The sequence below is a fragment of the Chromobacterium sp. IIBBL 290-4 genome (assembly GCF_024207115.1).
GTDB lineage: Bacteria > Pseudomonadota > Gammaproteobacteria > Burkholderiales > Chromobacteriaceae > Chromobacterium.
Genome location: NZ_CP100128.1, coordinates 4,529,926 through 4,556,252, shown reverse-complemented (window position 1 = coordinate 4,556,252; position 26,327 = coordinate 4,529,926). Strand labels below are relative to the sequence as shown.

The 26,327-nt window shown below is 62.5% G+C and carries 24 protein-coding genes and 1 tRNA gene; 9 read left to right on the top strand and 16 right to left on the bottom strand.

What is annotated here, in order from left to right; all coding sequences use genetic code 11:
- Positions 1 to 229: 229 nt before the first annotated feature.
- Entirely contained in the window at positions 230 to 664 is a 435-nt protein-coding gene (locus NKT35_RS21475) for an acyl-CoA thioesterase (RefSeq protein ID WP_254297113.1), read from the top strand.
- Here the strand turns inward: NKT35_RS21475 and mnmC are convergent.
- Positions 661 to 2,658 (bottom strand): bifunctional tRNA (5-methylaminomethyl-2-thiouridine)(34)-methyltransferase MnmC2/FAD-dependent 5-carboxymethylaminomethyl-2-thiouridine(34) oxidoreductase MnmC1, encoded by a 1,998-nt coding sequence (mnmC, locus tag NKT35_RS21470; protein ID WP_254297111.1) that lies wholly within the window; start codon positions 2,656 to 2,658, stop codon positions 661 to 663. The two genes, NKT35_RS21475 and mnmC, sit on opposite strands and share 4 nt — an antisense overlap.
- A gap of 278 nt (positions 2,659 to 2,936) precedes the next feature.
- Between mnmC and NKT35_RS21465 the strand changes: the two genes are divergently transcribed.
- Positions 2,937 to 4,967 carry a methyl-accepting chemotaxis protein gene (locus NKT35_RS21465; protein WP_254297108.1) on the top strand — a complete coding sequence of 677 codons (2,031 nt, stop codon included), beginning with the start codon at positions 2,937 to 2,939 and terminating at the stop codon, positions 4,965 to 4,967.
- Here NKT35_RS21465 and NKT35_RS21460 read toward each other — a convergent pair.
- Complete coding sequence (locus NKT35_RS21460) at positions 4,964 to 5,569, bottom strand: hypothetical protein (protein WP_254297106.1); 606 nt, start codon at positions 5,567 to 5,569, stop codon at positions 4,964 to 4,966. The two genes, NKT35_RS21465 and NKT35_RS21460, sit on opposite strands and share 4 nt — an antisense overlap.
- A gap of 27 nt (positions 5,570 to 5,596) precedes the next feature.
- On the opposite strand from NKT35_RS21460, the gene clpB reads away from it, so the two are divergent.
- A complete protein-coding gene (gene clpB, locus NKT35_RS21455) occupies positions 5,597 to 8,176 on the top strand; it encodes an ATP-dependent chaperone ClpB (protein WP_254297104.1) in 2,580 nt (859 codons plus the stop codon).
- Positions 8,177 to 8,255: 79 nt separating this feature from the next.
- On the opposite strand, the gene NKT35_RS21450 is transcribed toward clpB, so the two are convergent.
- The 5 genes from NKT35_RS21450 to NKT35_RS21430 form a co-directional block, all read right to left on the bottom strand.
- The gene (locus tag NKT35_RS21450) at positions 8,256 to 8,726 is read right to left on the bottom strand and encodes a hypothetical protein (protein ID WP_254297102.1); all 471 of its coding nucleotides are present in this window, start codon (positions 8,724 to 8,726) and stop codon (positions 8,256 to 8,258) included.
- Positions 8,727 to 8,853: 127 nt separating this feature from the next.
- Positions 8,854 to 9,642, bottom strand: a complete 789-nt coding sequence (locus NKT35_RS21445) for an ATP-binding cassette domain-containing protein (RefSeq protein WP_254297100.1) — start codon at positions 9,640 to 9,642, stop codon at positions 8,854 to 8,856.
- Positions 9,635 to 10,603: a FecCD family ABC transporter permease gene (locus NKT35_RS21440; RefSeq protein WP_371926404.1), complete on the bottom strand. Its 969-nt coding sequence runs from the start codon at positions 10,601 to 10,603 to the stop codon at positions 9,635 to 9,637. Before NKT35_RS21440 ends, NKT35_RS21445 begins: the two co-directional genes overlap by 8 nt.
- A 41-nt stretch (positions 10,604 to 10,644) precedes the next feature.
- Entirely contained in the window at positions 10,645 to 11,451 is an 807-nt protein-coding gene (dapB, locus tag NKT35_RS21435; RefSeq protein WP_254297095.1) for a 4-hydroxy-tetrahydrodipicolinate reductase, read from the bottom strand.
- Positions 11,448 to 11,828, bottom strand: coding sequence for an outer membrane protein assembly factor BamE (locus tag NKT35_RS21430; protein WP_254297093.1), 381 nt, complete (start codon positions 11,826 to 11,828; stop codon positions 11,448 to 11,450). Before NKT35_RS21430 ends, dapB begins: the two co-directional genes overlap by 4 nt.
- Positions 11,829 to 11,925: 97 nt before the next feature.
- Here NKT35_RS21430 and fur point away from each other — a divergent pair, with 97 nt between their 5' ends.
- From fur to NKT35_RS21410, 4 genes are all read left to right on the top strand, one after another.
- Positions 11,926 to 12,357 carry a ferric iron uptake transcriptional regulator gene (gene fur, locus NKT35_RS21425; RefSeq protein WP_254297091.1) on the top strand — a complete coding sequence of 144 codons (432 nt, stop codon included), beginning with the start codon at positions 11,926 to 11,928 and terminating at the stop codon, positions 12,355 to 12,357.
- 47 nt (positions 12,358 to 12,404) lie between these two features.
- Entirely contained in the window at positions 12,405 to 13,055 is a 651-nt protein-coding gene (gene aat, locus NKT35_RS21420; protein WP_254297089.1) for a leucyl/phenylalanyl-tRNA--protein transferase, read from the top strand.
- Positions 13,042 to 13,770, top strand: coding sequence for an arginyltransferase (locus NKT35_RS21415; protein WP_254297087.1), 729 nt, complete (start codon positions 13,042 to 13,044; stop codon positions 13,768 to 13,770). Before aat ends, NKT35_RS21415 begins: the two co-directional genes overlap by 14 nt.
- Before the next feature lie 178 nt (positions 13,771 to 13,948).
- Positions 13,949 to 14,995: an IS110 family RNA-guided transposase gene (locus NKT35_RS21410; RefSeq protein ID WP_254297086.1), complete on the top strand. Its 1,047-nt coding sequence runs from the start codon at positions 13,949 to 13,951 to the stop codon at positions 14,993 to 14,995.
- 351 nt (positions 14,996 to 15,346) lie between these two features.
- Here NKT35_RS21410 and NKT35_RS21405 read toward each other — a convergent pair whose 3' ends face one another.
- From NKT35_RS21405 to NKT35_RS21370, 8 genes are all read right to left on the bottom strand, one after another.
- Positions 15,347 to 15,808 (bottom strand): outer membrane lipoprotein, encoded by a 462-nt coding sequence (locus NKT35_RS21405; protein WP_254297084.1) that lies wholly within the window; start codon positions 15,806 to 15,808, stop codon positions 15,347 to 15,349.
- Positions 15,809 to 15,825: 17 nt separating this feature from the next.
- Positions 15,826 to 16,860, bottom strand: a complete 1,035-nt coding sequence (locus tag NKT35_RS21400; RefSeq protein ID WP_254297082.1) for a quinone-dependent dihydroorotate dehydrogenase — start codon at positions 16,858 to 16,860, stop codon at positions 15,826 to 15,828.
- 65 nt (positions 16,861 to 16,925) lie between these two features.
- A complete protein-coding gene (locus NKT35_RS21395; RefSeq protein WP_254297080.1) occupies positions 16,926 to 17,516 on the bottom strand; it encodes a malonic semialdehyde reductase in 591 nt (196 codons plus the stop codon).
- Positions 17,513 to 18,322: a flagellar motor protein MotD gene (gene motD, locus NKT35_RS21390; protein WP_254297078.1), complete on the bottom strand. Its 810-nt coding sequence runs from the start codon at positions 18,320 to 18,322 to the stop codon at positions 17,513 to 17,515. Before motD ends, NKT35_RS21395 begins: the two co-directional genes overlap by 4 nt.
- A 12-nt stretch (positions 18,323 to 18,334) precedes the next feature.
- A complete protein-coding gene (locus NKT35_RS21385) occupies positions 18,335 to 19,273 on the bottom strand; it encodes a S49 family peptidase (RefSeq protein WP_254297076.1) in 939 nt (312 codons plus the stop codon).
- Between the two features lie 42 nt (positions 19,274 to 19,315).
- The gene (locus NKT35_RS21380) at positions 19,316 to 19,675 is read right to left on the bottom strand and encodes a Rieske (2Fe-2S) protein (RefSeq protein ID WP_254297074.1); all 360 of its coding nucleotides are present in this window, start codon (positions 19,673 to 19,675) and stop codon (positions 19,316 to 19,318) included.
- On the bottom strand, positions 19,651 to 20,307 hold the full coding sequence (locus tag NKT35_RS21375) for an HAD family hydrolase (RefSeq protein WP_254297072.1): 657 nt from the start codon (positions 20,305 to 20,307) through the stop codon (positions 19,651 to 19,653). Before NKT35_RS21375 ends, NKT35_RS21380 begins: the two co-directional genes overlap by 25 nt.
- Complete coding sequence (locus NKT35_RS21370; RefSeq protein ID WP_254297070.1) at positions 20,307 to 21,245, bottom strand: RluA family pseudouridine synthase; 939 nt, start codon at positions 21,243 to 21,245, stop codon at positions 20,307 to 20,309. The genes NKT35_RS21375 and NKT35_RS21370 overlap by 1 nt, the downstream gene beginning before the upstream one ends.
- Before the next feature lie 520 nt (positions 21,246 to 21,765).
- On the opposite strand from NKT35_RS21370, the gene NKT35_RS21365 reads away from it, so the two are divergent.
- Entirely contained in the window at positions 21,766 to 24,681 is a 2,916-nt protein-coding gene (locus NKT35_RS21365) for an Rne/Rng family ribonuclease (RefSeq protein WP_254297068.1), read from the top strand.
- 93 nt (positions 24,682 to 24,774) lie between these two features.
- Positions 24,775 to 24,850 (top strand) — tRNA-Asn (locus tag NKT35_RS21360).
- Positions 24,851 to 24,910: 60 nt separating this feature from the next.
- Here NKT35_RS21360 and NKT35_RS21355 read toward each other — a convergent pair.
- Positions 24,911 to 26,326 (bottom strand): alkaline phosphatase family protein, encoded by a 1,416-nt coding sequence (locus NKT35_RS21355; RefSeq protein ID WP_254297065.1) that lies wholly within the window; start codon positions 26,324 to 26,326, stop codon positions 24,911 to 24,913.
- Between the last annotated feature and the right edge of the window lies 1 nt (position 26,327).

Genomic DNA, 26,327 nt, shown 5'->3' with positions numbered 1-26,327 from the left:
GCTAAGCCTTGCGGGCATCGCGAACTGACGGAGTGATTATCTCTGCGGCGGGGTTTGGGCGGTAGCGTGATTGTTGAGGCCTTCTGTGACGAGGTGTAATAGAAATGCCATTCGCCTTAACATTTCAGCAAAACACTGGGGTGGAATATGCCAAAAACGGCAAGGCGCAGGCGCGGCGGAGTAATCGGGTTATGATTTGGACATTTCTAACGAGTCGCGGGAGAGAGTTGTGACGCATGAACTGCCGGTTTTGGATACGCGGGCCATCACGATGCGCTCGGGGGACATGGATGCGGTCGGGCATCTGAACAACACTTATTACTTCCGCTATCTGGAGCAGGTTCGGATCGACTGGCTCAATGGCCTGGGCTATGGGATCGAACCGGAAGGCATAGGCCCGGTGCTGGCCAGCACCAGTTGCGCCTTCCGCAAACAGCTGACCTATCCGGCCACGCTGGACATCACCATAGAGCTGGAAAAACTAGGCCGCAGCAGCCTCAAGCTGCGTCATCACTTTTATCGTCAGGACGATCCCGGCGTGGTCTACGCCAGCGCCGAGGTGTTGCTGGTATGGGTGGACTACAAGGCCGAAAAGTCGGTGCCGATTCCGGACGGCATCCGGGAGGCGATTGAGCGATCGCTCCCGGCCGCGGGGACGGATTAAACAGCGTCCGGATCGAGTTTGCGGCGGATCAGGTCGCGCAGTAGGAAGCGGCTGGGGTGGACGGCTTGCATCAGGTCCAGGGGCAGCGGCGCCGGCTCGTTTTCCAGATAAGCCGCCAAGACTTCGCCGGCCAAGGGCGCGGTGATCAGCCCGCGCGAGCCGTGAGCGACATTGACGAACAGCCCCGGCAACCAAGGGCTGTCGGCCTCTGGCCGGTTAGTCGCGTCGCGGGCCATCTCGCGGTAGGTCTGGACAAAGCGGCGGGCATCGACCAGCGGGCCGACCAGCGGCATGTAATCGGGGCTGGTGCAGCGGAAGGCGGCGCGGCCGCCAATCGGCGCTTGGCCGTCGCCTGCCAGGCTTTGATGCAAGGCGGGAGCAAGCTTGGCCAGCATCTGCAGATTTTCCGCGTGCTCCTCATCTTTGACTGACAGATCGTCGGTGTCGAATTTAAAGGTCGCGCCCAGGCAGTGGCTGCCATTCCGGGCCGGCGAGATATAACTTTCCCCGCACACGACGGCGCGTAGCCGGCTGCTGGTTTCGGTCGCCGCCATCGCGCTGATCTGGCCGCGTATGGCTTTGAGCGGCAGGTGGCGGGCGGCTTCGAATTGCCGGGTCTCCGCCGCGCCGGCCAGCACCACCACGGCGGCGCTGGCGAGATCCGTTTCGCTGCTGCCGGCGGTCCATAGCCGGCTTGCCTCGTCGTAGCGCAGGGACAAGGCTTCACGATGCGTTTGAATGGCGATATTGGGATGCGCGGCCAAGGCGGCGACCAAGGCCGGCGGATGCACCCAGCCGCCTTGCTCGAAGAACAATCCGCCGGATGGCAGCGGCAGGCCGGCTATCGCCTCCGCTTGCGGTTGACCGAGCTCGCGCATCACTTTTTCACCCAAGCCCAGCGCGGCCAAGGCGCTCTGCTTGTCCGCTTCTTTTTGATCCTGCGGCAGTTGCAGCACGCCGCAGTCATCCCAGTCCTCGCCGACTGGCAGCTTGTCTTGCAATAAGCGCAGGCTGTAGGCGTAGCCGGACAGCACCAGCCGGGTGAGCGGCGTCAGATGCGGCGACAGCTTGGTGTAGAGCACGCCCTGCGGATTGCCGGAGGCCGCGCCGGCCAGGGCGGGCAGCTTTTCCAGCAGCGTCACTTGCCAGCCGCGTTGCGCCAGACTGTGGGCGCTGGCCGCGCCGGCCAGTCCGCCGCCGATGACGATGGCGCTGCGCTCAGGCCATTGCGCATTGGGGCGGGCATACCAGGGCGCTTGCCAGTCTTGCTTGGGCGGCTCACGCAGCCAGCCTTGGCTGATGTGGCGCTTCTGGCCATGCCCCGGCGCTTTTTTCACTTCGAATCCGGCCGCCGCCAAACCGCGCCGCACGATGCCGGCGCTGGTGAAGGTGGCGAAACTGGCACCCGGGGCCGACAGCCTGGCCATTTGGTCAAACAGGCTTTGCTGCCACATGTCCGGATTTTTGGCTGGCGCGAAACCGTCCAGAAACCAGGCGTCGACGCGGGCGTCAAGCTGCGGCAATACGTCCAGCACATCGCCTATCATCAATGTCAGGGTTGCGCGGCCGCCGGCCAGTGGCAAACGGTGCCAGCCGGGCGTCATCTCGCCGTATTGGGCCAGCAGCGGAGCGGACCATGGCTGCAGTTCCGGCCATAGATTCAGTGCCTGGCGCAAGTCATCCGGAGACAGCGGAAATTTTTCGGCGCTGACAAAGTGCAAGCGCGCGCCGGCCGGCGCATGGGCATCGAACAGTTGCCAGGCGCACAGAAAGTTGAGGCCGGTGCCGAAGCCGGTTTCGGCGATGCAGAAGCCGCCGTCCTCGGGCAGCGCGGCGAAGCGCTCTTGCAGTTGGTTGTGGCGCAGAAAAACATGGCGGGTTTCGTCCAGGCCGGCGTCGCGGGAAAAGTAGACATCGCCGAACACGACGGAAAACGGCTGGCCGTCTTGCCATTCCAGGGCGGCGCGGGAAGGTTCTTGTTGAGAGCTTGTCATGCGTAGGCGGCCTGCGGCGGCAGGCGGAGCGTCGGGCGGAAAGTAATGCGGCATTGTCGCATGTCGTCGGATGACAGGCCAGGCGCGGGCGGGATACGGCTGTCCGCCTGGGTAGGCGCGCTGTAAACTTGGCGCATACTTATTGACAATGTCATTGCGGTGCGGCAATTTTGCGGATGGATGAAAGCTTTCTCTTTATTCAACAATGGCTTGGAATAGAATTCATCAGTTGCAGCAGGCCGCCGTGTCGAGCGGCCGCTGCGGCAGGGAGGCGGGAGATGAAACGGGCGATGAGCATAGGCAGCAGGCTGGTGTTGACGCAAATTCTGCTGCTGGTTTTGGCGGCGGCGGCGATTGTTTACCCGCTGTACCGATTCAGCGAACAGGTGATGCAAGAGCGCACCCAGCAGGTGCAGCGCCAGCTGTTGGCGCAGTCGCTGAACATGATTGATGGTTTCAACGAGTCGCTGCGTTTGTCCACGCGGCAGTTCGAGAAGGTTTTCTTCGCCGAGTTCAAAGGCGTGTTCAGCCTCAAGCCGGGACAAAAAGCCGAGGTGGCCGGCGTGTCCTTGCCGGCCATGTATATGGGCGATGTGTTGATCAATGGCAATGAGCAGATGGTGGATCATTTTTCCACGGTCAGCGGCAACGTCGCTTCCATTTATGTGAAGAACGGCGACGATTTCGTCCGCGTCGCCACCACGGTGTTGAAGCAGGATGGCAACCGGGCCTTGGGCAGCGCCCTGGAGCGCGCCTCTCCGGCATACGCCAAATTGCAGGCTGGCGACAGCTACGTCGGCTTGTCCAGCCAGTTTGGACAGGATTACGTCACCAGCTACAGCCCGATCAAGGACGCCGAGGGCAAGGTGATAGGCGCGACTTTCGTCGGCGTGGGCGCCACTGAGGGCATCGCCAGCCTGTTGGTGCGGCTGGGCAAGGTCAAATTGGCCGAAGGCGGGCATATCGATGTGATAGACGCGAATCCCGGCTCGCCCAATTTCGGCAAATATCTGCTCCATCCCAAGCTGAGCGGCAAGCCTGCGGATCAGTCGCTCGATGCGGGCGGCAAGGCCTATCTGCGCGAGCTGTTGCAGCAAAAGGAGGGCGATATGGAGTCCTGGCTGCCGGACGAGAAGGGCAGCAGCGCGCATATGATTTCCTATTCCAGCTTTGCGCCATGGGGCTGGCTGGTGGTCAGCGACGAGTCCAAGGCGGCCTTGCAGAAAGATAATCAGACACTGCTGCTGTGGCTGGGCGCCGGCTGCGCGCTGCTCTTGCCCCTGCTGGGCGCGGCCTTGTGGTTGGTGGCGCGCCGCTTGGTGACGCGGCCGGTGCGCAAGCTGGTGAACGAGGTGGCGGCGATACGGGACAATCACGATTTGCAATCCCGCTTGCATTTGGCCCGCATGGATGAAGTCGGCGAGATCGGCCAGGCGCTCAACGGCCTGCTGGAAAGTTTTCAGCATGCGTTGAATCGCACCAGCCATCATGCGCTTGACCTGGACCGCGCGGCTCAGGAGTTGTCGCAGAAGGCGGACGCCGCAGCGGCCTCGTCGGGCGAGCAGAAAAGCAGCGCGCAGCAGATGTCCGAGCATGCCGATCTGCTGATTGCCGGCGTGTCGCAGATTGAGCGGGTGGCGGAAGAAGCCAGCGAGGCGGCCAAGGCCTCCAGCGTGGCGGCGCAAACCGGCAGCCAAAGCCTGGTGGCGGCCGCCGATGAGGTCAGCCGGATAGGCGTGACCCTGGATGGCGCGGCGGACAGCCTGCAGGCGCTGGAGCAGAACGCGCGGCAGATCAGCGCCATCGTCAATGTCATCCATGAAATCGCCGATCAGACCAATCTGCTGGCATTGAACGCAGCCATCGAGGCGGCGCGCGCGGGCGAGCAGGGGCGCGGCTTCGCCGTGGTGGCGGACGAGGTGCGCAAGTTGGCGGAACGCACCAGCCAGTCCACGCAGCAGATAGGCGGCATGATCACCGCCATGCAGCAGGCTACCGAACAGGCCGTGCAGGCGATGCGGCAGTCGGTAAGCTGCGCTTCCGAAGGCGCGGCCATAACCGTCAACGCCAGGCAGGCGATGGCGTCCATCGTCGAGGATGCCAGGCGTTCGCTGGACGTGGTGGCGTCCATCAATCAGGAACTGTCCTCGCAGCGAAAAACGGTGGAAAGCATCGTGGTGCAGGTGGCGCATGTCGCCCGCTTGGCGGAATCCAGCAATGAAGCGGCGGAGCGCTCGGCGCAAACCGCCAGCGAAATGGCGTCGCTGGCGGATTCGCTCAAGCAGGAGGTCAGAACCTTCCGCGCTTAAAATGTCCAGCGAAGGTTAAAGGTGGTGACCGATGTTTTGGCATGGTGATCGCCTACTGTGACTTTGGGAAGGTAGCCCACCTCCAGAGCCACTTTACGAAAACCTATGCTGATGAAGGGTAGGGCTGCCAAGCCATGCCGGCCGGAACCATCAAGATAGCCACCCTGCAAGCCTATGCCCAGCGTGGCAGGCCCTGCCACTTGCCACTCCTTGCGCCAGCCGACCGCGCCAAAATAGGCGGTTTTGCGAAAAGAGTCACGATAGCTGCCTGCGCGGGTGAACCACCTGCCTTGGTCGTCATCACCGGAGAATGCCCACTCCAGGCCCGCGCCGGGATTGCTTTCGTTCAAGTGGCAGGTTGTGCAGCCATGATGATCCGAGGCGCCGAAAGCAAGCAAGGAAAAATCATCGGCATGACAAATGGTTGATTGAAGAGCCAGTCCAGCCAGCAGAATCCGATAGAGATTCATGACATTCCCCTGAAACAATCCAATTGTTGTAACAGTTAGAATCTGGACATGTCCTTCTGATTTGAGCGTAGTCAATTCCTTTGAAAACGCAACTCTTGAAATGGTTGAGGCTCTCCCCAAAATGGAAGTCATCGACAGTTTTCACGGGAGCCGCAAACCATGCGATTCGACAAGCTGACCACCAAATTCCAACAGGCGCTGGGCGATGCCCAAAGCCTGGCCGTAGCGGGCGACAACGCCTATATCGAGCCGCAGCATCTGCTGCTGGCGATGCTGGACGACGCCGAAGCCGGCGTCGGCGGCCTGCTGGCGCGCGCCGGCGTCAATGTGCCGGCGCTGAAGGCCGGCCTTAAGCTGGCCATCGAACGGCTGCCGCGGGTGCAGGGCCATGGCGGCGAGATCACCGTCTCGCGCGATCTGGCCAATCTGCTGAATGTCACAGACAAGATCGCGATGAAGCTGGGCGATGAGTTCATCGCCAGCGAGCTGTTCCTGTCCGCGCTCAGCCAGGACAAGGGCGAGACCGGCCGCCTGTTGAAGGAGCACGGCGGCAGCCACGCCTCCATCCAGGCGGCGATAGACGCGGTGCGCGGCGGCGAGAACGTCAATAGCGCCGACGCCGAGGGCCAGCGCGAAGCCTTGAAGAAATACACCATGGACCTGACCGAGCGCGCCCGCCAGGGCAAGCTCGACCCGGTGATAGGCCGCGACGACGAAATCCGCCGCGCCATCCAGGTGCTGCAGCGCCGCACCAAGAACAACCCGGTGCTGATCGGCGAGCCGGGCGTGGGCAAGACCGCCATCGTCGAAGGCCTGGCGCAGCGCATCGTCAACGGCGAAGTGCCGGAAAGCCTGAAGAACAAGCGCCTGTTGGTGCTGGACCTGGCGGCCTTGATCGCCGGCGCCAAGTATCGCGGCGAGTTCGAGGAACGGCTGAAGGCGGTGCTGAACGATCTGGCCAAGGACGACGGCCAGACGCTGATCTTCATCGACGAAATCCACACCCTGGTGGGCGCCGGCAAGGCCGATGGCGCGATGGACGCTGGCAATATGCTCAAGCCCGCTTTGGCGCGCGGCGAATTGCACTGCATCGGCGCCACCACGCTGGACGAATACCGCAAGTACATCGAAAAAGACGCCGCGCTGGAGCGCCGCTTCCAGAAGGTGCTGGTGGGCGAGCCGTCCGTCGAGGACACCATCGCCATCTTGCGCGGCCTGCAGGAAAAGTACGAAATCCACCACGGCGTGGACATCACCGACCCGGCCATCGTCGCCGCTGCGGAGTTGAGCCAGCGCTACATCACCGACCGCTTCCTGCCGGACAAGGCGATTGACCTGATCGACGAAGCCGCGTCCAAGATCAAGATGGAGTTGGATTCCAAGCCGGAGGCGATGGACAAGCTGGATCGCCGGCTGATCCAACTGAAGATCGAGCGCGAGGCGGTAAAACGCGAGAGCGACGAGGCTTCGCAAAAGCGCCTGCAACTGATCGAGGACGAGATCGCCGGCCTGTCGCGCGAGTATGCCGATCTGGAAGAGATCTGGAAGGCGGAAAAGGCCGCTCAGCAAGGCTCGCAGAGCATCAAGGAGGAAATCGACCGTCTGAAGGTGGACATGGAAGACCTCAAGCGCAAGGGCGACTGGCAGAAATTGGCAGAGCTGCAATACGGCAAGTTGCCGCAGTTGGAGGCGCGGCTGAAGGAGGCGGAGGCCGCCGGCGAACAGGGCGAAGCCAAGCCCAACCGCCTGCTGCGCACCCAGGTGGGGGCGGAGGAAATCGCCGAGGTGATCAGCCGCGCCACCGGCATTCCGGTGTCCAAGATGCTGACCGGCGAGCGCGAGAAGCTGCTTAACATGGAGGACGTGCTGCACCGGCGCGTGGTGGGGCAGGATGAGGCGGTGACAGCGGTGGCCGATGCCATCCGCCGCTCCCGCTCAGGCCTGGCCGATCCGAACAAGCCGTATGGATCGTTCCTGTTCCTCGGGCCGACCGGCGTCGGCAAGACCGAGCTGTGCAAGACGCTGGCCGGTTTCTTGTTTGACAGCGAGGAGCACCTGATCCGCATCGATATGTCGGAATACATGGAGAAGCATTCGGTGGCGCGGCTGATCGGCGCGCCTCCGGGCTATGTCGGCTACGAGGAGGGCGGTTACCTGACCGAGCAGGTGCGCCGCAAGCCGTACAGCGTAATCCTGCTGGACGAAGTGGAGAAGGCGCATCCGGACGTGTTCAATGTGCTGCTGCAGGTGCTGGACGATGGCCGGCTGACCGACGGCCAGGGCCGCACCGTGGACTTCAAGAACACGGTGATCGTGATGACGTCGAACATCGGCAGCCAGCAGATCCAGGCGATGGCCACCGACGACTACCAGGTGATCAAGCTGGCGGTGATGGCCGAGGTGAAGACCCAGTTCCGGCCGGAGTTCATCAACCGCATCGACGAGGTGGTGGTGTTCCACGGCCTGGACGAGAAGCATATCCAATCCATCGCCCGCATCCAGCTCAAGGGCCTGGAGAGCCGCCTGGCCAAGCTGGACCTGAATCTGCAGATCAGCGAAGAGGCGCTGGCGCTGTTGTCCGAGGCCGGCTTCGATCCGGTGTACGGCGCGCGGCCGCTGAAGCGCGCCATCCAGGCCGAACTGGAAAATCCGCTGGCCAAGGCGATTCTGGCCGGCAAGTACCCGCCCAAGTCCACGGTGCTGGTGGAGGCGCGGAACGGCCTGCTGGCGTTTGACTGAGCGCTGACGCAATCACGAACGGCGCGGTTCCTTTAATGGGGCTGCGCCGTTCCTCATTGTCTGAGAATCGGCGGAGAAGTCATCTATGGCCAGTCGTGGGCGTGAAGGTGAAATCGCAATAAGAGCGGTCGGCAAATTCGCCGTCTGGCAGTCCCCAGGCGTGGGCATAGCGCAGCCGGCCATTCAGATCGAGCTCGATGGAGATTTGCTGTCTGAATCGGTGGGTGTCATCCAGTGGGCCGCTGGCGAATTCAGCGATCAGCAGATCCGTGGAGGGGCGTCGCTGTCGGGTGACTGGGTGTGCAAGGATGAAGGGTAGTTCGTCCATGGCCGGCCAGAGGCAAAGCGCCCCATCCGGCAGGCATCCCAGCAGCGTGGATTCTTGGTGATAAAGCTCGCTGTTTTCGCCATGCGCGGCGTAACCCAAAATCATGTTCGCGCCGGGTAGGATTTGCAGTTGGAGCGTGCCGGAGAAATGTTGGTCTTCGTGGTTGATGCCGCTGCCGCGAAGGGGGAACGGCAGGGTTAGCAAGGCGTTGGGCAAATCCATATCGACTCCTGATGGGCGGGGAGTCCAGTCTATTCTTGGTGACGATTTAATTCAATTGGCATTTTTATTGACTTGCCCAGACGGTCTTTGGCTGGGATGGCATTGGCATTGCAATTGTTGCGCCAGCTTAATCTTCCGAACCTCGCCACGGAACGAAAGCTCGCAACGAGGCGTCCGGATGCGTCAATTCCGCCAGGCGTATGCCGTATACCGCCTCCAGTTTTTCTTGCCGCATGATTTCGTCGCGCGGGCCGAATCCGGCGGATCGGCCTTCATGCAGCAGCAGCACTTTGTCGGCGTGGCGCAATGCCAGGTTGAGGTCGTGCACCACCGCCAGGCCGCCGATTTGATGTCGGCGGCACAATTGGCCTACTTCCGCCATCAGCGTGTCGGCGATGGCGAAATCCAGCGCCGACGTGGGTTCATCCAGCAACAGGTAGCGCTCTGCGCGGTCGGACAGGAATAATTGGCATAGCGCGCGGGCCAATTGCAGCCGTTGCTTCTCGCCGCCGGACAGTTTGTCGAGCTTCCTGTGCGCCAGCTGTTTGCTGTCCGTAGCCGCCAGCGCTTGCTGAATGGCCTCGCGAACGCGGCGAACGTCGGCGTGGCAATGATAAGCGCCTGCCGCCGCCAGCTCTTGTCCCGTCCAGCCTTCCGGCGCGGCTGGGTGTTGCTCCAGCACCGCGCGCCAGCCGGCCAGTTCGCGGCTGTCCATATCAGAGACGGCTTGCCTGGCTATGCGCACCGAGCCTTCTTGCGCCGGCCATAGGCCCGACAGCAGCTTGAGCAGGCTGCTTTTGCCCGCGCCATTGGGGCCCAGCACCATCAGCAGTTCGCCTGGCTGCAGGCTCAGGCTGACCTCGCGCAGCAATTGCCGCCCGTTGCGAACAAGGGAGAGCGATTGGGCTTCAAGCATGGCGATGCCCTTGTTTGCGCAACAGCCACAGGAAGAAGGGCGCGCCCAGCAGGCTGGTGATCACCCCTACCGGCAATTCGGCAGGCGCCAGCAGGCCGCCGGCGATGGCGTCGGCCAGTACCGTCAGCCAGGCGCCCAGGAGAGGCGCGATAAGCAGCAAGCGCTTCGAATCGCCGCCTATCAGCTGGCGAGCCAAGTGGGGCGCCATCAGGCCGACAAAGCCTATCATGCCGCAAGCGGAGACCACGATGCCGGCGGCTAGAGAGGACAGCAGCACGATCAGCCACTCCTGGCGGCGCACCGAAAAGCCCAGGTGGTAGGCAGTGTCTTCCCCCAACTGCAGCGCGTTCAGGAAGCGCCACCGGCTGAACAAGACGAGCCAGATCAGCGGCGCGGCGGTCAGCATGATCAAGGCCTGCGGCCATTCGATGGAGGCGAAGCTGCCCATCAGCCAGAAGGTGATCACGCGCAGCGAGCCGTCGGGCAGGGTGGAAACCAATAGGGTCAGCAGACTGCCCAGCAGGGTGCCGACCGCCAGGCCGCTGAGGATCAGGCGGTTGCCGTCTGCGCTGTCGCCCAACAGCCGCACCAGCAACAGCGCGGCCAGGCCGCCGCAAAAGCCGGCCGTCGCGGTGCCGTACAAGCCGCAGCCCAGGCTCAAGGCGGCCGCGGCGGCCAGCGCCGCGCCGCTATTGATGCCGATCAGGCCAGGCTCGGCCAGCGCATTGCGGAAGCGGGCTTGGATGGCGCAGCCGGCGCTGGCCAGCAGCATGCCGGAGGAGGCGGCGGCCAGAAGCCTGGGCAGGCGCAATTGCAGCAGCAATTGCCATTCCAGCTCCGGTTGCGGATGCAGCTGCAGCAGGCTGGAAAGCCGCAATTGGCTATGGTGCGCTAACGATGCGAGCGCGGTGAGCGCAAGAAGCGCGGCGAGGAGCAGGGCGAGACGGCGGGGTGGGATCATGGGGGAAGGTGAAAGGCGGGGTGGAGGGCCCCGCCTTGGGCTTATTTGAGGCCCAGCACGTCCTGCATGTCGAAGAGACCGGTAGGACGCTCCGCCAGCCAGCGCGCGGCGCGGACGGCGCCGTTGGCGAAGGTGGCGCGGCTGGAGGCTTTATGGCTGATCTCCACCCGTTCGCCCAGCGCGGCGAACAGCGCGGTGTGATCGCCCACCACATCGCCGCCGCGGACGGTGGCGAAGCCTATGGTTTGCGGATCGCGTTCGCCGGTCACGCCCTCGCGGCCGTAGACGGCGCATTGCTTCAGGTCGCGGCCCAGCGCGTCGGCGATGACTTCGCCCATGCGCAGCGCGGTGCCGGAGGGCGCGTCCACCTTGAAGCGGTGATGCGCTTCGATGATTTCGATGTCGTAGCCTTCGTTCAACACCTTGGCGGCCATGTCCAGCAGCTTGAAGGTGAGGTTGACGCCGACGCTGAAGTTGGCGGCGAATACGATGCCGATCTTGTCGGCGGCGGCGCGGATGGCGGCCTTGCCGGCGTCGTCGAAGCCGGTGGTGCCGATCACCATGCGCACGCCGCGCTCGGCGCAGGCCAGCATATGCTCCAGCGTGGCTTCCGGGCGGGTGAAGTCGATGACCACGTCGGCGCCGTCCAGCGCGGCGATGAAGTCGGAACTGACTGCCACGCCGCTGGCGCGGCCGCAGAACAAGCCGGCATCCTGGCCGATGAAACCGGAGTCGACGCGGTCTATCGCCGCGTGCAGCTTGGCGCCGGGCGTAGCCAGCACGGATTCGATCAGCACCCGGCCCATGCGGCCGGTGGCGCCTACGATCACGATGTTTTGCGCGCTCATGGCTTTTTCGCTTCCTGGGCGGGAGCGGAGGCCTCTTGCGGCTTGATCGGGGCGGGCTGGGAGGAGCCCTCGACGCGGTCCAGCGTGTCGCCCTTGAAGTAAACGGTCAGCAGCTTATTGCTATCCTTGTCCAGCTTGCCTTTCTGAACATCGCTATACTTGTAATCCCAGCGGTCGGCATGGAAAGCGTCAGTCAGCAGCGGCGTGCCCAGCAGGAAGCGAACCTGGGAGCGGGTCATGCCAGGTTTGAGCTTGGCCACGGCGTCTTGGGTGACGTAGTTGCCCTGCTGGATTTCCATCTTGTGGGTCCAGTCCATGGGATTGAGGGAACTGCAGCCGGAGACGGCGATGACGGCGGCGAAAATCAGGGCGCGCATGATACTCCGAATGACTCAAATGTTTATGAGGCTGTAATTAGGCAAAGCCGTCAAAAGGCTTTATCATGATCCGAAAATCGACTCACTTTATATCACGATGAGCAAAGCCAGTCACCTCAAAGATATCGGCCTCAAGGCCACAGGCCCGCGTCTGAAGATCCTCGATCTGTTCGAGGAGGCCGATTCCGGCCATATGTCGGCGGAAGACGTGTATCGCAAACTGCTTGCCGAAAACATCGATATCGGCCTCGCCACCATTTACCGCGTGCTGACTCAGTTCGAGCAGGCCGGCATCCTGGTGCGCCACCATTTCGAAACCGGCAAGGCCGTGTACGAGCTCAATCAAGGCGGCCACCACGACCATATGGTGTGCGTCAGCTGCGGCAAGGTGGTGGAGTTCTTCGACGCTGAAATCGAAGCGCTGCAGAACCGCATCGCCGAGCAACACGGTTACCGCATTGTGGATCACGCGCTGTATATGTACGGCGAGTGCCCCGACTGTCTCGGCAAGACCGGTCGCCGCGGATGATACCCTGGCTCGGTCCCGAGCCTGTTTTCCCGCCGGTCGCGCAGGCCTTGAGTCATCCCAACGGCCTGTTGGCCGCCGGCGGGGATTTGTCGCCTGGCCGCATCCTGGCGGCTTATTCTCAAGGCATTTTCCCCTGGTTTTCCACTGGCGAGCCCATTCTTTGGTGGTCGCCCGCGCCGCGCATGGTGCTGATCCCTGCCGAGCTCAAGGTCAGCCGCTCCTTGTCCAAAACCTTGCGCAATCTCGATTACGAGATCCGGGTCGATACCGCCTTTGAGGCGGTGATGAGCGCCTGCGCCGAGCCGCGCCCCGGCCAGGACGGCACCTGGATCGTGCCCGAAATGGTGGCGGCGTATTGCCGCCTGCATCAGCTGGGATTCGCTCACAGTTTTGAAACCTGGATAGATGGACGCCTGGCGGGCGGCTTGTACGGCATTTCCATCGGCCGCATGTTCTATGGCGAATCGATGTTTTCCCGGCGGGCCGACGCCTCCAAGCTGGCGTTTGTCCACATGGTCCGGCATTTGGCGGCTCAGGGCGTGGAAATGATAGATTGCCAGATGCACACCTCGCATTTGGCCAGCCTGGGCGCGCGTTTGCTGGCGCGCGAGGTTTTTCTTGCTACGCTGAAGGAGAAGATCGCGCAATCTCAGCCAATCGGGATGTGGGAATATCATTATCGACATGAGCCATCGTGAAGCCGGGCCCATCGCGGCCATCCATTTTTACGCCACGGCGCCTTACCCTTGCAGCTATCTGTCAGGGCGGCAGGCCCGCTCGCAGGTCGCCATTCCCGCTGAGGCGATAGATGGCGGCGTGTACAGCCAGCTGGTGAGACTGGGCTTTCGCCGCAGCGGCCTGTATACCTACCGGCCCTATTGCGACGCCTGTCAGGCTTGCGTCCCGGTTCGTCTGGCGGTCGATCAGTTTCGGCCGAATCGCACGCAGCGGCGCGTGTGGCGGCGCGGAGAAGGGCTTGAGGCGCGCTGGCTGCCTTTAAGCTTTCACGCCGAACATTACGCGCTGTACCGGCTTTATCAGCAAACCCGCCATGTCGGCGGCGGCATGTCGGATGATGACAGCCAGCAATACTCGGAATTCATTCTGAAAAGCGGCGTGGATAGCCATCTGGTGGAGTTTCGCCTGGATGGCGAGCTCAAGATGGTGAGCCTGGTGGATAGGCTGATGGATGGCTTGTCCGCGGTGTACACCTTTTATGATCCTGCCGATGCGCATATGAGCCTGGGCGTATACAACGTGTTGTGGCAAATCGAACAGGCTAAGGCGTTTGGACTGCCCTATGTCTATCTCGGTTATTGGATCGAGGAGTGTCGCAAGATGTCGTACAAGTCGACTTACCGGCCTTTGCAGATGTTGAAGGACGGACGTTGGCAGATGTTCCCGGATAGCTAGCCGAGGCGCTGGCGCGCGATGAAAAAAGGCCCCGCTTGCGGGTAATACCGTTCACTTAAGAGAAAAGCACCGTCTCCGAGCATGGGAAACGGTGCTTAATGTGATGGTCAGCCTGACCTAAATGTCTCAGCAGGCGTCAAACCTGCTGAGGCATTTTTTCTTCTTCGGAGAGCGCATCATGGCAACCGTCACACTCATCGGTCTGGATATCGGCAAGCACAGCTTTCATCTGATCGGGCACGACCTGCGCGGCAACCCAGTCCTCAAGAAGCCGTTCAATCGCAACAGTCTCATCGAATTTCTTGCGAAACAGCCTCCCTGCCGCATCGTGATGGAGGCTTGCTGCGGCGCGCACTGGCTGGCACGCAAGCTGACGGGCTTCGGTCATACCGTGCAACTGATCGCACCGCAGTACATCCGCCCGTTTGTCTCCGGCAACAAGAACGATTTCATCGATGCCCAAGCCATCTGCGAGGCGGCTACGCGCCCGACCATGCGCTACGTCGCCGCCAAGAGTGCCGAACAGCAAGCCTTGTCGGCACTGCATCGCCTGCGGGAGTCACGCATTGCCGAACGGATACAGACCAACAACCAGATCCATGCGCTACTGCTGGAGTTCGGCATCGCGCTTCCCGTCGGAGTACGGGGAATCACGCAGCTGCCGATGCTGCTGATGGACGAGACCAACGGTTTGCCCGTCAGGACCTGGCAGATCTTGCAACGCCAGCTGGATCACTACCGTCTGCTCAAGACCGAGATCGACGAGCTGGATCACGAGATTGCCACAGAAGCCCGACAGGACGATGTCGCCCGGCGGCTGATGACCATTCCCGGCATCGGTGCGATCACCGCCAGCCAGTTGTCGGCGGACGCCGGCAATGCCAAGGGCTATGGCAATGCCCGTGACTTTGCGGCATCGCTGGGCCTGGTGCCGCGACAATACTCGACAGGCGGGAAGTCCAAGCTGCTGGGCATCAGCAAACGCGGTGACAAGCGCCTGCGTCGCCTGCTGGTGCAATGCGCCCGGGTGATCATGCAGAACGCGCCGCGCTGGAAGAGTGCGATGGCAGCGTGGACGGTGGCGCTGATGCAGCGTCGCCACTCGAATATCGTGGCCTGCGCGCTGGCCAACAAACTGGCACGGGTCGTGTGGGCGCTACTCGCCAAAGGCGGCGAGTACCGTCTCCAGACCCGCGAACTGACTGAAATGCAAACCGCCGGGTAAACCCGGCGGCGAGTAAAAGCCTGCTTTTGCCAAGACAGATACTGATGACGACAACCGGCCCACGGCCTGCAGGATACCCCGAACGTAAAAACAGTCATGACAGACTGAGGGCTTTTTAGGGACTTGCAGGAGCGGCTCACATCATGGATCGGGCTCTATTGTGCCCATCAAGAATCCGGATAGATTAGAGCAAGCCTACCCCGTCATGATTCATCAGCACGCTGTTCTTGCAAAGGTCAGGCTGACCATAGTTTTTTTGTGGATTCCTGTGCTCTCAAGGCCAGAAAAGTCGCCCAGAAATCCTTAAATGAACGGCATTACCCGCTTGCGGGGCCTTGTCGTTTGCGGATATCAGTAGGCGACCACGCGGTCATTGCCGCCGCCGCTCAGCACCCGGACGCGTTGATTCACCACTAAGGGCACATCGGCTTCCTGCACGATGGAAATCATTTTGCCCGAATCCAGCTTGACGGTGATTTCCAGCGCGTTCTTGGTCATGGCGCGTTGCGCGGCCTGGGTGCCGAAGCCGCCGGCCAGCGCGCCGACGATGGCGCCTGCGGCCTGGCCCTTGCCGCCGCCGACATTGCTGCCGGCCAGGCCGCCCAGCGCGGCGCCGCCCAGCGTCAGCAGCTCATTGTTGCTGCCTTCCATCTTGACGTTCTGTACCGAGATCACTGTGCCGAGTTGCACGGTTTGGGCTTGGCGCATCTGGTCTTTGGAATACACCATCGAAGAGTCGGATGTCGCGCAGCCGCTGAGCAGGCCGGCGGCGAGCAAGGCGGCGATGCCGATTTTTCCTAGCATAGCATTCATTGTTTTCTCCATATTTATCAGTTGCGAGCTTGTAGATATTGCGCCGCGGCGCGGCTGCACTCGTCGACGAGGTCGGGGCCGCGATAGATCAGGCCGCTGTACAGTTGCACCAGGCTGGCGCCGGCATCCAGCTTTTCCACGGCGTCGTTGCCGGAAAGGATGCCGCCAACTCCTATGATAGGCAGCGCGCCGTCAAGTTCCTTGGCCAGTTTGCGTATCACGGCGGTGGAACGGCTGCGCACCGGCGCGCCGGACAGGCCGCCGGCTTCGTTTTCCAGCGGGTGGCCGGCGATTTCGCTGCGCGACAGCGTGGTATTGGTGGCGATGACGCCGTCGATGCCATTGCCGGTCAGCAGGCGGGCGATTTCGGCGATTTGCTCGTCGTCCAGATCGGGCGCGATCTTCACTGCCAGCGGCACGTAGCGGCCATACTGGTCGGTCAGCGCGTTTTGACGTTGTTTGAGCGCGGCCAGCAGGCGGCCCAACTCATCGCCTTGTTGCAGTTGGCGCAGGTTCTTGGTGTTGGGCGAGGAGATGTTGACCGTCACATAGCTGGCGGCGCTGTAGACCTGATCCAGGCAGGCGAGGTAGTCGTCGACCGCGTTTTCGATCGGGGTGATGGCGTTTTTGCCGATATTGATGCCCAGCACGCCTTTGAAGCGGCTGCGCTTCACATTTTCCAGCAGGGCGGCGACGCCATGATTATTGAAGCCCATCCGATTGATGATGGCTTCATGCTCCGGCAGGCGGAACAGTCGCGGTTTGGGATTGCCGTCTTGCGGGCGCGGCGTGACGGTGCCGATTTCGATGGAGCCAAAGCCGAGGGCGGCCAGCGCGTCGATGTGGGCGCCGTTCTTGTCCAGGCCGGCGGCCAGGCCGACGGCGTTGGGGAAGGTCAAGCCCATGGCTTGCACCGGTTGGCGGATGGCGGGCGCGGCGGCGAGAGCGGTCAGGCGCAGGCTGTGGGCCCGGTCCAGCATCTTCAGCGTGTGTTCATGGGCGGTTTCCGCATCGAACTTGAACAACAGCGGACGCAGCAGCGGGTACAGCATGGCATTCTCCGGGCAGACAAATGCCCGGCATTATAACCGGGCATCGCGATCGGGCCAGCGGGAAATTACAGGATATGGCAGGCGTCGGCGAAATCGAAGCGGGGCGAGCGCGGGAACAGCTTGTCAGCCTCGCCGTAGCCGAGATTGATCAGGAAGTTGGACTTGAGGCGGCCATCCGGGAAGAAGGCCGCATCCAGCGCGGCAGGGTCGAAGCCGGACATCGGGCCGCAATCCAGGCCGAGCGAGCGGGCCGCCAGAATCAGGTAGCCGCCTTGCAGCGTGCTGTTGCGGAAGGCGGTGGCGTCGATCAGCGGCTGATTACCCTCGAACCAGCTCTTGGCGTCGGCATGCGGGAACAGCTTGGGCAGGTGCTCATAGAAACGGGTGTCTTGCGCCACGATGACGCAAACCGGCGCCGCCATGGTTTTTTCCACATTGCCCTCGGCCAGGCAAGGCTTGAGTTTGGCTTTGGCCTCCGCGCTCTTGACGAAGATAAAGCGCGCTGGCGAGCAGTTGGCGCTGGTCGGCGCTTGCTTCAGCAGGTCGAACAGCTGATGCAGCACCTCGTCGCTGACCGGACGCGGCTGCCAGTGGCTATGAGTGCGGGCATTGAGGAACAATTGTTCCAGCGTGGCTTGATGAACAGGTGTGCTCATGGTTTGACCTCGTTAGGGGTGGGCGTGGCGGCGGCGGGTTCGGATGCCGCCGCATCTTGATTATTAGCTTGCACGGAAATGGTGACGCGCCGATTGCGGGCCCGGCCATCCGCAGTGGCGTTGTCGGCCACCGGCAGATTGGCGCCGTGGCCTACCGCCACCATTCGCTGCGGCGAGATGCCGCTTTCCTGGAACAGCCGCACGACGCCGCCGGCTCGGGCGGCGGACAGCTCCCAGTTGGAGGGAAAGGCGGGCGTGCGGATGGGGGCATCGTCGGTGAATCCTTCCACCTTGATCGAGTTGTCCACGTCGGCCAGCAGCTTGGCCATGTTCGACATCAGCGGCAGCGACTGTTGATTGGGTTCGGCCTGGCCGACGGCGAACAGCGCGCTGTCGCGGATGTCGATATTGATGCCTTGCGAAGTTTGGGTAATGGTGACTTCGCCGCTCTGCACCAGCGGACCCATGACCTTGGCCAGGTTCTGCGTCAGTTGGCCAAGTTTGGCGGTTTCCTCGACATGGTGATCGGATTTGATCGCTTTGGAAATGGGTTTGGTCTGCGGAATCTCGATCATGGTGTTGGCGCCGCCGGTGGGCGGCGTGGTTTGCACGGCGATGACCGAGCCGGTGCGGAAGGCGTCCATGATGGCGGATGACATCACCCGATATTTGCCCTCGTTCAGCGAAGAGATGGCGTACATCACCACAAAAAATGCGAATAGCAGGGTGATGAAGTCGGCGTAGGAAACCAGCCAGCGTTCGTGGTTTTCGTGCTCTTCTTCGTGCCGTTTGCGTCTGGACGCCATCTCAGCCTCCGTTTAGAACAGCTGCGTGTCGAACAGCGACTTGACGCCGCCGGCGAACTGCACGCCGATGCGGCGGGCCACGCGGCTGGAGAAATCGTCCTGCTGCGTAAAGTCCACCGTTTTGTCGGCCTTGACCACATCGCGGGCCACCGAGGCGACTGTGCCGTAGCCATCTGCCAGGCCCAGCGGAATGGCTTTTTCGCCTATCCAGACCATGCCGCTGAACATTTGCGGATCGTTTTTCAGACGGCTGCCGCGGCCGGCTCTCACCGCCTGAATGAATTGTTGATGGATGTCGTCCAGCAGTTGCTGGCGGATGGCCTCGTGCTTGGGGTTGAGCGGGGAGAAGGGGTCGCCCATCGCCTTGTTGTCGCCGGCGGTGCGCAACCGTCGGTCTATCCCCAGCTTTTCCATCGCGCCGGTAAAGCCGAAGCCGTCCGACAGCACGCCGATGGAGCCGACGATGCTGGCCTTGTCGACGAAAATCTTGTCCGCCGCCGAAGCGATGTAATAGCAGCCGGAGGCGCATACATCGGTGACCGCGACGTAAACCGGAATGTCCGGGTGCAGTTTTTTCTGGCGCCGGATTTCATCGTAGACCATGCCGGACAGCGCGGGGCTGCCGCCCGGGCTGTTGGCGTCGATGACGATGCCGCGCGTGCCCTTGTCGCGATAAGCTTGTTGCAGCGCTTCGTCCATCTTGTTGGCGGTATTGTTTTCGCTGCTGATCACGCCGTCCAGCGAGATCACCGCGGTATGGCCCTTGCCGCCCAGGCCGTCGCCGTTCTTGTCTTCGTGCTTGATGAACAGGCTGGCCGCGATGAAACCTATCAGCAGCAGCCAGGCCAGGCGGAAGAAAATCTTCCATTGGCGGCTGCGTCTTTGTTCGATCAGGGCGGCTTGGGCCAGTTTTTCCAGCAGCTGGCGTTCCCAGCCTGGGGTTTCGTTCATGGTGGCTCCTGCTTTCGGCTATTCCAAAAGTCTGTTTGCGGGCTATTCAGACATGACATTGAGCCAGACTTGGCCGTTTTCTTCAATGATTTCCAGCGGGGTCAGGCTTTGGCCGCGGCAAGGGCCCCAGCTGCAATAGCCGCTGTCGGGCACGTAGCGGGCGCCGTGCATGCTGCAGATCAGATAGTGGCCGGTCAGGTCGAACAGTCTGCCGTCCTGCAAATCCATTTCCACCGGGATGTGGCAGCAGCGGTTTAGATAGGCGTAGACCTTGCCGTTGTAGCGGACGGCGAAGGCGGCTTGCCGGCTGCCATCGGCCAGCTCAAGGGTGAAGCGCTGCGCGTCGCCGCTGTTTCGCAGCGCCTCCGAGGCGCATATCAGGCGAGTTTTGGGCTCAGCCATGCGCTCAGCTCCGCCAGGGAATGAACGATGATGCGCGGCTGGCAGCGCAGCAGCTCGGCGCTGTCATGCGCGCCATGGCTGATGCCTACGCCATGGCTGCCGGCGTTTTGCGCCATCAGCAGATCGTGGCTGGTATCGCCCACCATCAGGGTGCGGTCCAGCGCGACGCCGAAGTAGTCTGTCAGCTGCAGCAGCATGTCGGGATGGGGCTTGGAGTGGCATTCGTCGACGGTGCGGGTGGCGTCGAATAGTTCTGCTATGCCGGCTACGCCCAGCGCGCGATCCAGGCCGGCGCGGCTGCTGCCGGTGGCGATGGCGACAAACACGCCTTGGCCGCGGATGGCTTCCAGCGTTTCGCGGGCGTCGTCGAACAGCGTGACCTGGTCGAGATTCGCCTGGTAGTGGCGACGGAAGGCATCCACCAGCTCGGGCAGCTCGGATGCGCGCGCATCCGGGCAGAAGCGGCGCATCGCGTCGGCCAGCCGCAGGCCGATGACATGGCTGGCTGCGTCGCGCTCCGGCACCGGCAGCGACATCTCCCGGCAGGCTTGCTGTATGGCGTGGACGATGTGGCTGGTGGAATCCATCAGCGTGCCGTCCCAGTCGAACACTACCAGATCGAATTCACGCATCAGCGCGGCTCCAGAGTCTTCATGAATTTTTCCAGTTCCGGCGGCAGCGGAGCTTCCAGCCTCAGTGGCGCGCCAGTCAGCGGGTGCGGCAGGGTCAGGCTTCTGGCATGCAGGAACATCCGCTTCAGCCCGCGGCGCGCCAGCTCTTTATTCAGGCCGAAGTCGCCGTACTTCTCGTCGCCGGCGATGGCGCAGCCGTTGGCCTGCATGTGCACGCGGATCTGGTGGGTGCGGCCGGTGCGCAGATGGGCTTCGACCAAGGTGAATTCAGTGTAGCGCTGCTGGATGGAGAAATTGGTGTGCGCGTACTGGCCATCGTCGCCTTCGGCCACTTTCACGCGGCGTTCGCCGTCCGGCGTGTGGAACTTGAACAGCGGCAGCTTTACTTGCTTGACGTTTTCCGGCCAGTGGCCGGCGGCCAATGCCAAATAGCGCTTGTCCGGCACATTGTCGCGCATCATGTCGTGCAGCTTGGTCAGCGCGGAGCGTTTCTTGGCCAGCATCAACAGGCCGGAGGTCTCGCGGTCCAGCCTGTGCACCAGCTCCAGGTAGCGCCAGTCCGGATGGGCCTGGCGCAGCTGTTCGATGACGCCGAAAGACACGCCGCTGCCGCCGTGCACCGCCACGCCGGCCGGTTTGTTGATCACCAGCAGCGCGTCGTCTTCGTAAACCACCGGGAAAGTGGCGGCCGGCACGACTTTTTCGGCGCGCTCGGCGATGCGGATGGGCGGGATGCGCAGGGTGTCGCCGTCGGCCACGCGGTAGCTGGCGTCGACGCGGCCCTTGTTCACGCGGACTTCGCCGGAGCGCAGAATGCGGTAGATATGGCTCTTGGGCACCCCCTTGAGCAGGCGCTGCAGGTAATTGTCCAGCCGTTGGCCGGCATCTTCTGCGGTCACTTCAAGGAAGGTTACGGAATCTTTGCGAATGTCTGTCATATTGCTTATACTTGTGGCGCTGTCTCGCCATGCGGCGCATGGTGGAGGCGGCTGACCGGAAAGCCAAGATCACGGCGGTTTTGCGTGATGCCGCTGCGGAAAATTCGAATTGGCCGGCAGAGCCCAGCTCCGACCTGATGCCTTTCGCGCCGGCCGCAGCCAAGGTTAACTCGCTCACCGAAAAGTAGCGATGGTAATGCATTTATACGCATAACGCACTCACGAGTATTCCATTTCCTGATGCTAAGCCAGTCAGGAGATTTTGCAGCGAAGTTTGACCCGGCGCGTCGCCGACCAGTCAATGTTTGTCCTGCCTAGAAGGCAGGATCGGCCACGAGCCGATGCGCCGGTTGCGCACAAAATTGCGGGGCAACGCGTGAATCAATCAGGAAGTAGGCTTGATAAAACCCGTTTTTCTCGATCTTTACGTCCACACTTCTTTCGGAAAGCGCCCATCGATAAACACTGGGCCGTCAAATACTGGCTGCAACCTTGCGTGAGTGCTGCGCAAGGAATGTAAATGAAACGTATGTTGTTCAACGCGACGCAAGCTGAAGAGCTGCGCGTCGCCATCGTCGACGGGCAGAAGCTCGTCGATCTCGACATTGAAACTGTCGGCAAGGAACAGCGCAAAGGGAATATCTACAAGGGTGTCATCACCCGCATTGAGCCCTCCCTGGAAGCCTGCTTCGTAGACTACGGCACCGACCGCCATGGCTTCCTGCCGTTCAAGGAAGTGTCCCGCTCTTATTTCCAGGGCTATGACGGTGGCCGTCCGCGCATTCAGGATGTGCTGCGCGAAGGCATGGAAGTCGTGGTGCAGGTGGAGAAGGACGAGCGCGGCAACAAGGGCGCGGCGCTGACCACTTATATCAGCCTGGCTGGCCGTTACCTGGTATTGATGCCGAACAACCCGCGCGGCGGCGGCGTATCGCGCCGCATTGAGGGCGAAGAGCGTCAAGAGCTGAAGGATCTGCTGTCGCAGTTGGAAGTGTCGCACGGCATGAGCCTGATCGCGCGCACCGCCGGCATCGGCCGCAATCTGGAAGAGCTGCAGTGGGACCTGGGCTATCTGATGCAGTTGTGGCGCGCCATCGAAGGCGCGGCCGGCGCTCAGTCCGCACCGTTCCTGATCCTGCAGGAAGGCAGCCTGGTGATCCGCGCCATTCGCGACTATTTCCATCCGGACATCGGCGAAGTGCTGATCGACACCGAGGAAATCCACGACCAGGCCCGCCAGTTCATGAGCCATGTGATGCCTAACATGCTGTCGCGTGTGAAGCTGTACAAGGATCATGTGCCGCTGTTCTCCCGCTTCCAGATCGAACACCAGATCGAAACCGCCTTCTCGCGCAGCGTGCAGCTGCCGTCCGGCGGCGCCATCGTGATCGACCACACCGAAGCGCTGGTCTCCATTGACGTGAACTCAGCTCGCGCCACCAAGGGCGCCGACATCGAGGAAACCGCGGTCAAGACCAACCTGGAAGCGGCCGAGGAAATCGCCCGCCAACTGCGCCTGCGCGACTTGGGCGGCCTGGTGGTGATCGACTTCATCGACATGGAAAACCCGAAGAACCAGCGCGACGTGGAAAACCGCCTGCGCGACGTTCTGAAGCATGACCGCGCACGCGTGCAGATGGGCAAGCTGTCCCGTTTCGGCCTGCTGGAGCTGTCCCGTCAGCGTCTGCAGCCGTCCTTGGGCGAAACCAGCCACGAGCCGTGTCCGCGTTGCCATGGCATCGGCTTCATCCGCGGCACCGAATCGTCGGCTCTGCACATCCTGCGCATCATCCAGGAAGAGGCGATGAAGGAAAACACCGGCGCGGTGCACGCGCAGGTGCCGGTCGATGTGGCCACCTTCCTGCTGAACGAGAAACGCGCCGAAATCCACTCCATCGAAGAGCGTCTCGATGTGGACGTGGTGCTGATCCCGAACATCCACCTGGAAACGCCGCACTACAAGATCGTGCGCGTGCGCCACGACGACCTGGCCGAAACCGGCGAGGCGCCGAGCTACACCCGCGTGGAAGTGCAGGAGGAAGACGTGATCACCAACTTCGGCCAGGAAAAGCCGAAGGTGGAGCGTCAGGAAGCCGCCGTGAAGGGCATTACGCCGCAGCAGCCGGCTCCGACGGTAGCCGCGCCTGTGGCCAAGGCGCCGGAAGCCAGCAGCCTGTTTGGCGGTCTGGTGTCCTGGATCAAGGGTCTGTTCGCCGAGCCGGAAGCGGTGGCTGAGCCGGAAAAGAAAAAAGCGGCGGCCGCGCCGGCGCGCAACGAACAGCGCGGCAACCGTGCGCGTCAGCAAGACCGTCGCACCGGCGGCCAGGCCCGCCGCGAGCACGAGCAGCGCCGTCATCAGCAAGATGACGTCAAGCCGCCGCGCCAGGACCGCAAGGATGCCGAGCGCGTCGAGCGCAAGGAAAACGAGCGTCAGGAGCGCAAGGAAACGACTCAGCGCGAAGAGCGTAACGAGCAGCAGCGCGAGCGCGGCAACCGCCGCCGCGAGCGCGAAGCCCGCGAGCCGCGCGAGCCGAAGGAAGTGCGCGAGCAGGCGCCGCGCGAAGAGCGCGTAAGCGACAAGGCCGAAAAGCAGGAGAAGCCGCAGCAGGAAGCCCGCCGCCGTCCGCAGGCTCCGGTTGCCGCTCCGCTCGAGGCTGAAAAGCCGGCGGTTCAGGAAGCGTTGCGCGCCGATGGCGTGGAAGGCGATCAAGCCGAGCAGCAGGAGCGCGGCGGCCGCCGCCGTCGCAGCCGCCGTGATCGTCGCCGCGACAATCCGGAAGTCCAAGCAGAAGGCGTGGCGTCGGAAGGCGCGGCCGAGAGCGCGGCTCCGGTGGTCGAGGGCGCAATGGTTGCCGGCGCTGTCGCAGCTGCCGCCGTGGCGGTAGAGGCGGTTGCTGAAGTTGTTGAAGCCAAGCCGCAAGCGGAAGAAGCCAAGCCGGCGGTTGAGGCTGTCGTGACCGAAGCGCTTGTCGCGCCGCAGGTTGAGGTCGTTGTCGAAGCGGCGCCGAAAACGGAAGCGCCGGTTGAGGCTGCTCCGGTTGTTGAGCCGGTTGTGACGGCTCCGGTTGAAGCGGTTGAGGCTGTCGTCGAGGCGGCAACGCCGGTTGTGGACGCTCCGCTTGCTGCGGCTGTGGAAGTCCAGCCCGAGGCGCTTGCTCAGGCTGTTGTCGAGCAGATTGCCCCTGCTGCGGTGGAGGCGGTTGTGGTCGAGACGGCTCCGCTTATGGTTCAAGTCGAGGCTGCGCCGGTGGAAGCCAAGCCGCTGGACCTCGGCGGGCTGGTGATGATTTCGACCAAGCCGACTGGCGAGCAGGCTCCGGCCGCGCTTGAGCCGGAACTGCAACAAGGCCCGCGTCGTCGCGATGTCGTGGTCGCTGAGGCGGCGGAAGCAGCGCCGATGCAGCTAGTGCAGATCGAAACTTCCCGTCAGGATTAATCTTGATGGATGAGAAGAGGGCCGAAAGGCCCTCTTTTTTTATCTCGGCCTATTGACGAGATAGATTTTGGTGGTTAATATTGCATTCTCTTTTCCCTGATAGCTCAGTTGGTAGAGCGACGGACTGTTAATCCGCAGGTCGCAGGTTCGAGCCCTGCTCGGGGAGCCAAGAATCCAAAAAAGCCCATGCAGAAATGCATGGGCTTTTTGCGTTGGGCGCCGGGCGGCTTCAGGCCGGCATCGTCGCTGCGCTGCTGGGCCTGCTTGGCCAGGCGTTGGCTTCAAGGTGGGCCAGCATGATGTCGCGGACGCTTTCGGCGGCGATGGCGCCATCGCCGGCGGGCATGCCTTCGGAACTGATCAGCAAGGGCCAGTGTTCGGCATGATCGGTGGGCCGGCCATGCGAACCCTTTACCAGCGAGCCATCTAGGGGAATCACTTCCATCAGGCTGCGTTGTCCTAGCTTGCGTTTGAGCAGGGTCCAGGCGATCTTGAGCTTGGGCGAAGGCAGCTGCGGATCGAGAAACAACTCGACCGGGTCATAGCCGGGCTTGCGATGGATGTCGACGGTGCGGGCGAAGTCAGGCGCTTTGGCCTCGTCCAGCCAATAGTAGTAACTGAACCAACGCTCGGCTGAGCTGATGGCTATCAGCTCGCCCGAGCGGGCGTGATCCAGCCCAGCCGCGCGCTTGCCCTCCGCATCCAGCACGGTTTCCACGCCATCCAGCCGCTCCAGCATGGCCTTGACTTCGGCGATGCGCGCGGGGTTGCGGACATAGACATGGGCAATCTGGTGATCGGCCAGCGCGAAGGCTTCGGACGCGCCGCAATCCAGTTTGTCTTCTCCTTGCTCTTCCCGCACGCTCAGCCAGCCCGCGCGGCGCAAAGCCCGATTGATGGCGATATCGCCGCGAACCGGCGTGATGCCGTATTCCGAAAGCGCCAGAACCCGCGTGCCGTCGGCTTGGGCCGCGGCGATCAGTTCTTCGCACAATGCGTCTACCGCCGCCACTTCCGCCGCAATGGAAGGGTGGTCCGGCCCCAGTTTTTGCAAGCAATAGTCGAGATGCGGCAGGTAGACCAGCGTCAGCATAGGTTTGCGGCTGCGATAAAGATGCAAGGCGCAATCGGTGATCCAGCGGCTGGAGCGGATGTCGCTGGCCGGCCCCCAGAAATGGAACAGCGGAAAGTCGCCGAGTTTTTGCCTGAGTTCGGCATGCAATGGGCTGGGCGCGCTGTAGAAGTCGGGCAGTTTGCGGCCATCTGCCTTGTAGATGGGCCGCGGCGTCACGCTCCATTCCACGTCCGCATACATGTTGTACCACCAGAACAGCTGGGCGCAGCTGAAGTCGGCATGGCGGCGGCGCGCAGCCTCCCACAGTTTTTCTCCCTGCATCAGCGCGTTGCTCTGCTTCCAGAACATCGGCTCGGCCAATTCGCGCGAGTACCAGCCATTGGCTACGCAGCCATGCCCGGATGGCGGCAGGCCAGTCAGGTAACTGGCCTGGGCGGGGCAGGTGAGGGCGGGCGTGACGGCACGGATGGGGCGGCAGCCGCCTTCGCGCGCCAAACGGGACAGGGCAGGCGCATGGCGCAGCAGAGAGGGCGTCAAGCCCACAACATTGAGGACCATGAGGCGCGGCATA

Coding starts and splice junctions, on each gene's coding strand:
- NKT35_RS21395 (WP_254297080.1), bottom strand. CDS start 17,516: ATGAGCACACCTGTTCATCAAGCCACGCTGGAACAATTGTTCCTCAAT.
- NKT35_RS21430 (WP_254297093.1), bottom strand. CDS start 11,828: ATGCGCGCCCTGATTTTCGCCGCCGTCATCGCCGTCTCCGGCTGCAGT.
- dapB (WP_254297095.1), bottom strand. CDS start 11,451: ATGAGCGCGCAAAACATCGTGATCGTAGGCGCCACCGGCCGCATGGGC.
- NKT35_RS21355 (WP_254297065.1), bottom strand. CDS start 26,326: ATGCCGCGCCTCATGGTCCTCAATGTTGTGGGCTTGACGCCCTCTCTG.
- NKT35_RS21450 (WP_254297102.1), bottom strand. CDS start 8,726: ATGGATTTGCCCAACGCCTTGCTAACCCTGCCGTTCCCCCTTCGCGGC.
- NKT35_RS21405 (WP_254297084.1), bottom strand. CDS start 15,808: ATGAATGCTATGCTAGGAAAAATCGGCATCGCCGCCTTGCTCGCCGCC.
- NKT35_RS21375 (WP_254297072.1), bottom strand. CDS start 20,307: ATGCGTGAATTCGATCTGGTAGTGTTCGACTGGGACGGCACGCTGATG.
- NKT35_RS21365 (WP_254297068.1), top strand. CDS start 21,766: ATGAAACGTATGTTGTTCAACGCGACGCAAGCTGAAGAGCTGCGCGTC.
- NKT35_RS21385 (WP_254297076.1), bottom strand. CDS start 19,273: ATGAACGAAACCCCAGGCTGGGAACGCCAGCTGCTGGAAAAACTGGCC.
- NKT35_RS21415 (WP_254297087.1), top strand. CDS start 13,042: ATGAGCCATCGTGAAGCCGGGCCCATCGCGGCCATCCATTTTTACGCC.
- NKT35_RS21380 (WP_254297074.1), bottom strand. CDS start 19,675: ATGGCTGAGCCCAAAACTCGCCTGATATGCGCCTCGGAGGCGCTGCGA.
- fur (WP_254297091.1), top strand. CDS start 11,926: ATGAGCAAAGCCAGTCACCTCAAAGATATCGGCCTCAAGGCCACAGGC.
- NKT35_RS21445 (WP_254297100.1), bottom strand. CDS start 9,642: ATGCTTGAAGCCCAATCGCTCTCCCTTGTTCGCAACGGGCGGCAATTG.
- clpB (WP_254297104.1), top strand. CDS start 5,597: ATGCGATTCGACAAGCTGACCACCAAATTCCAACAGGCGCTGGGCGAT.
- NKT35_RS21465 (WP_254297108.1), top strand. CDS start 2,937: ATGAAACGGGCGATGAGCATAGGCAGCAGGCTGGTGTTGACGCAAATT.
- mnmC (WP_254297111.1), bottom strand. CDS start 2,658: ATGACAAGCTCTCAACAAGAACCTTCCCGCGCCGCCCTGGAATGGCAA.
- motD (WP_254297078.1), bottom strand. CDS start 18,322: ATGGCGTCCAGACGCAAACGGCACGAAGAAGAGCACGAAAACCACGAA.
- NKT35_RS21410 (WP_254297086.1), top strand. CDS start 13,949: ATGGCAACCGTCACACTCATCGGTCTGGATATCGGCAAGCACAGCTTT.
- NKT35_RS21370 (WP_254297070.1), bottom strand. CDS start 21,245: ATGACAGACATTCGCAAAGATTCCGTAACCTTCCTTGAAGTGACCGCA.
- NKT35_RS21460 (WP_254297106.1), bottom strand. CDS start 5,569: ATGACTTCCATTTTGGGGAGAGCCTCAACCATTTCAAGAGTTGCGTTT.
- NKT35_RS21440 (WP_371926404.1), bottom strand. CDS start 10,603: ATGATCCCACCCCGCCGTCTCGCCCTGCTCCTCGCCGCGCTTCTTGCG.
- NKT35_RS21400 (WP_254297082.1), bottom strand. CDS start 16,860: ATGCTGTACCCGCTGCTGCGTCCGCTGTTGTTCAAGTTCGATGCGGAA.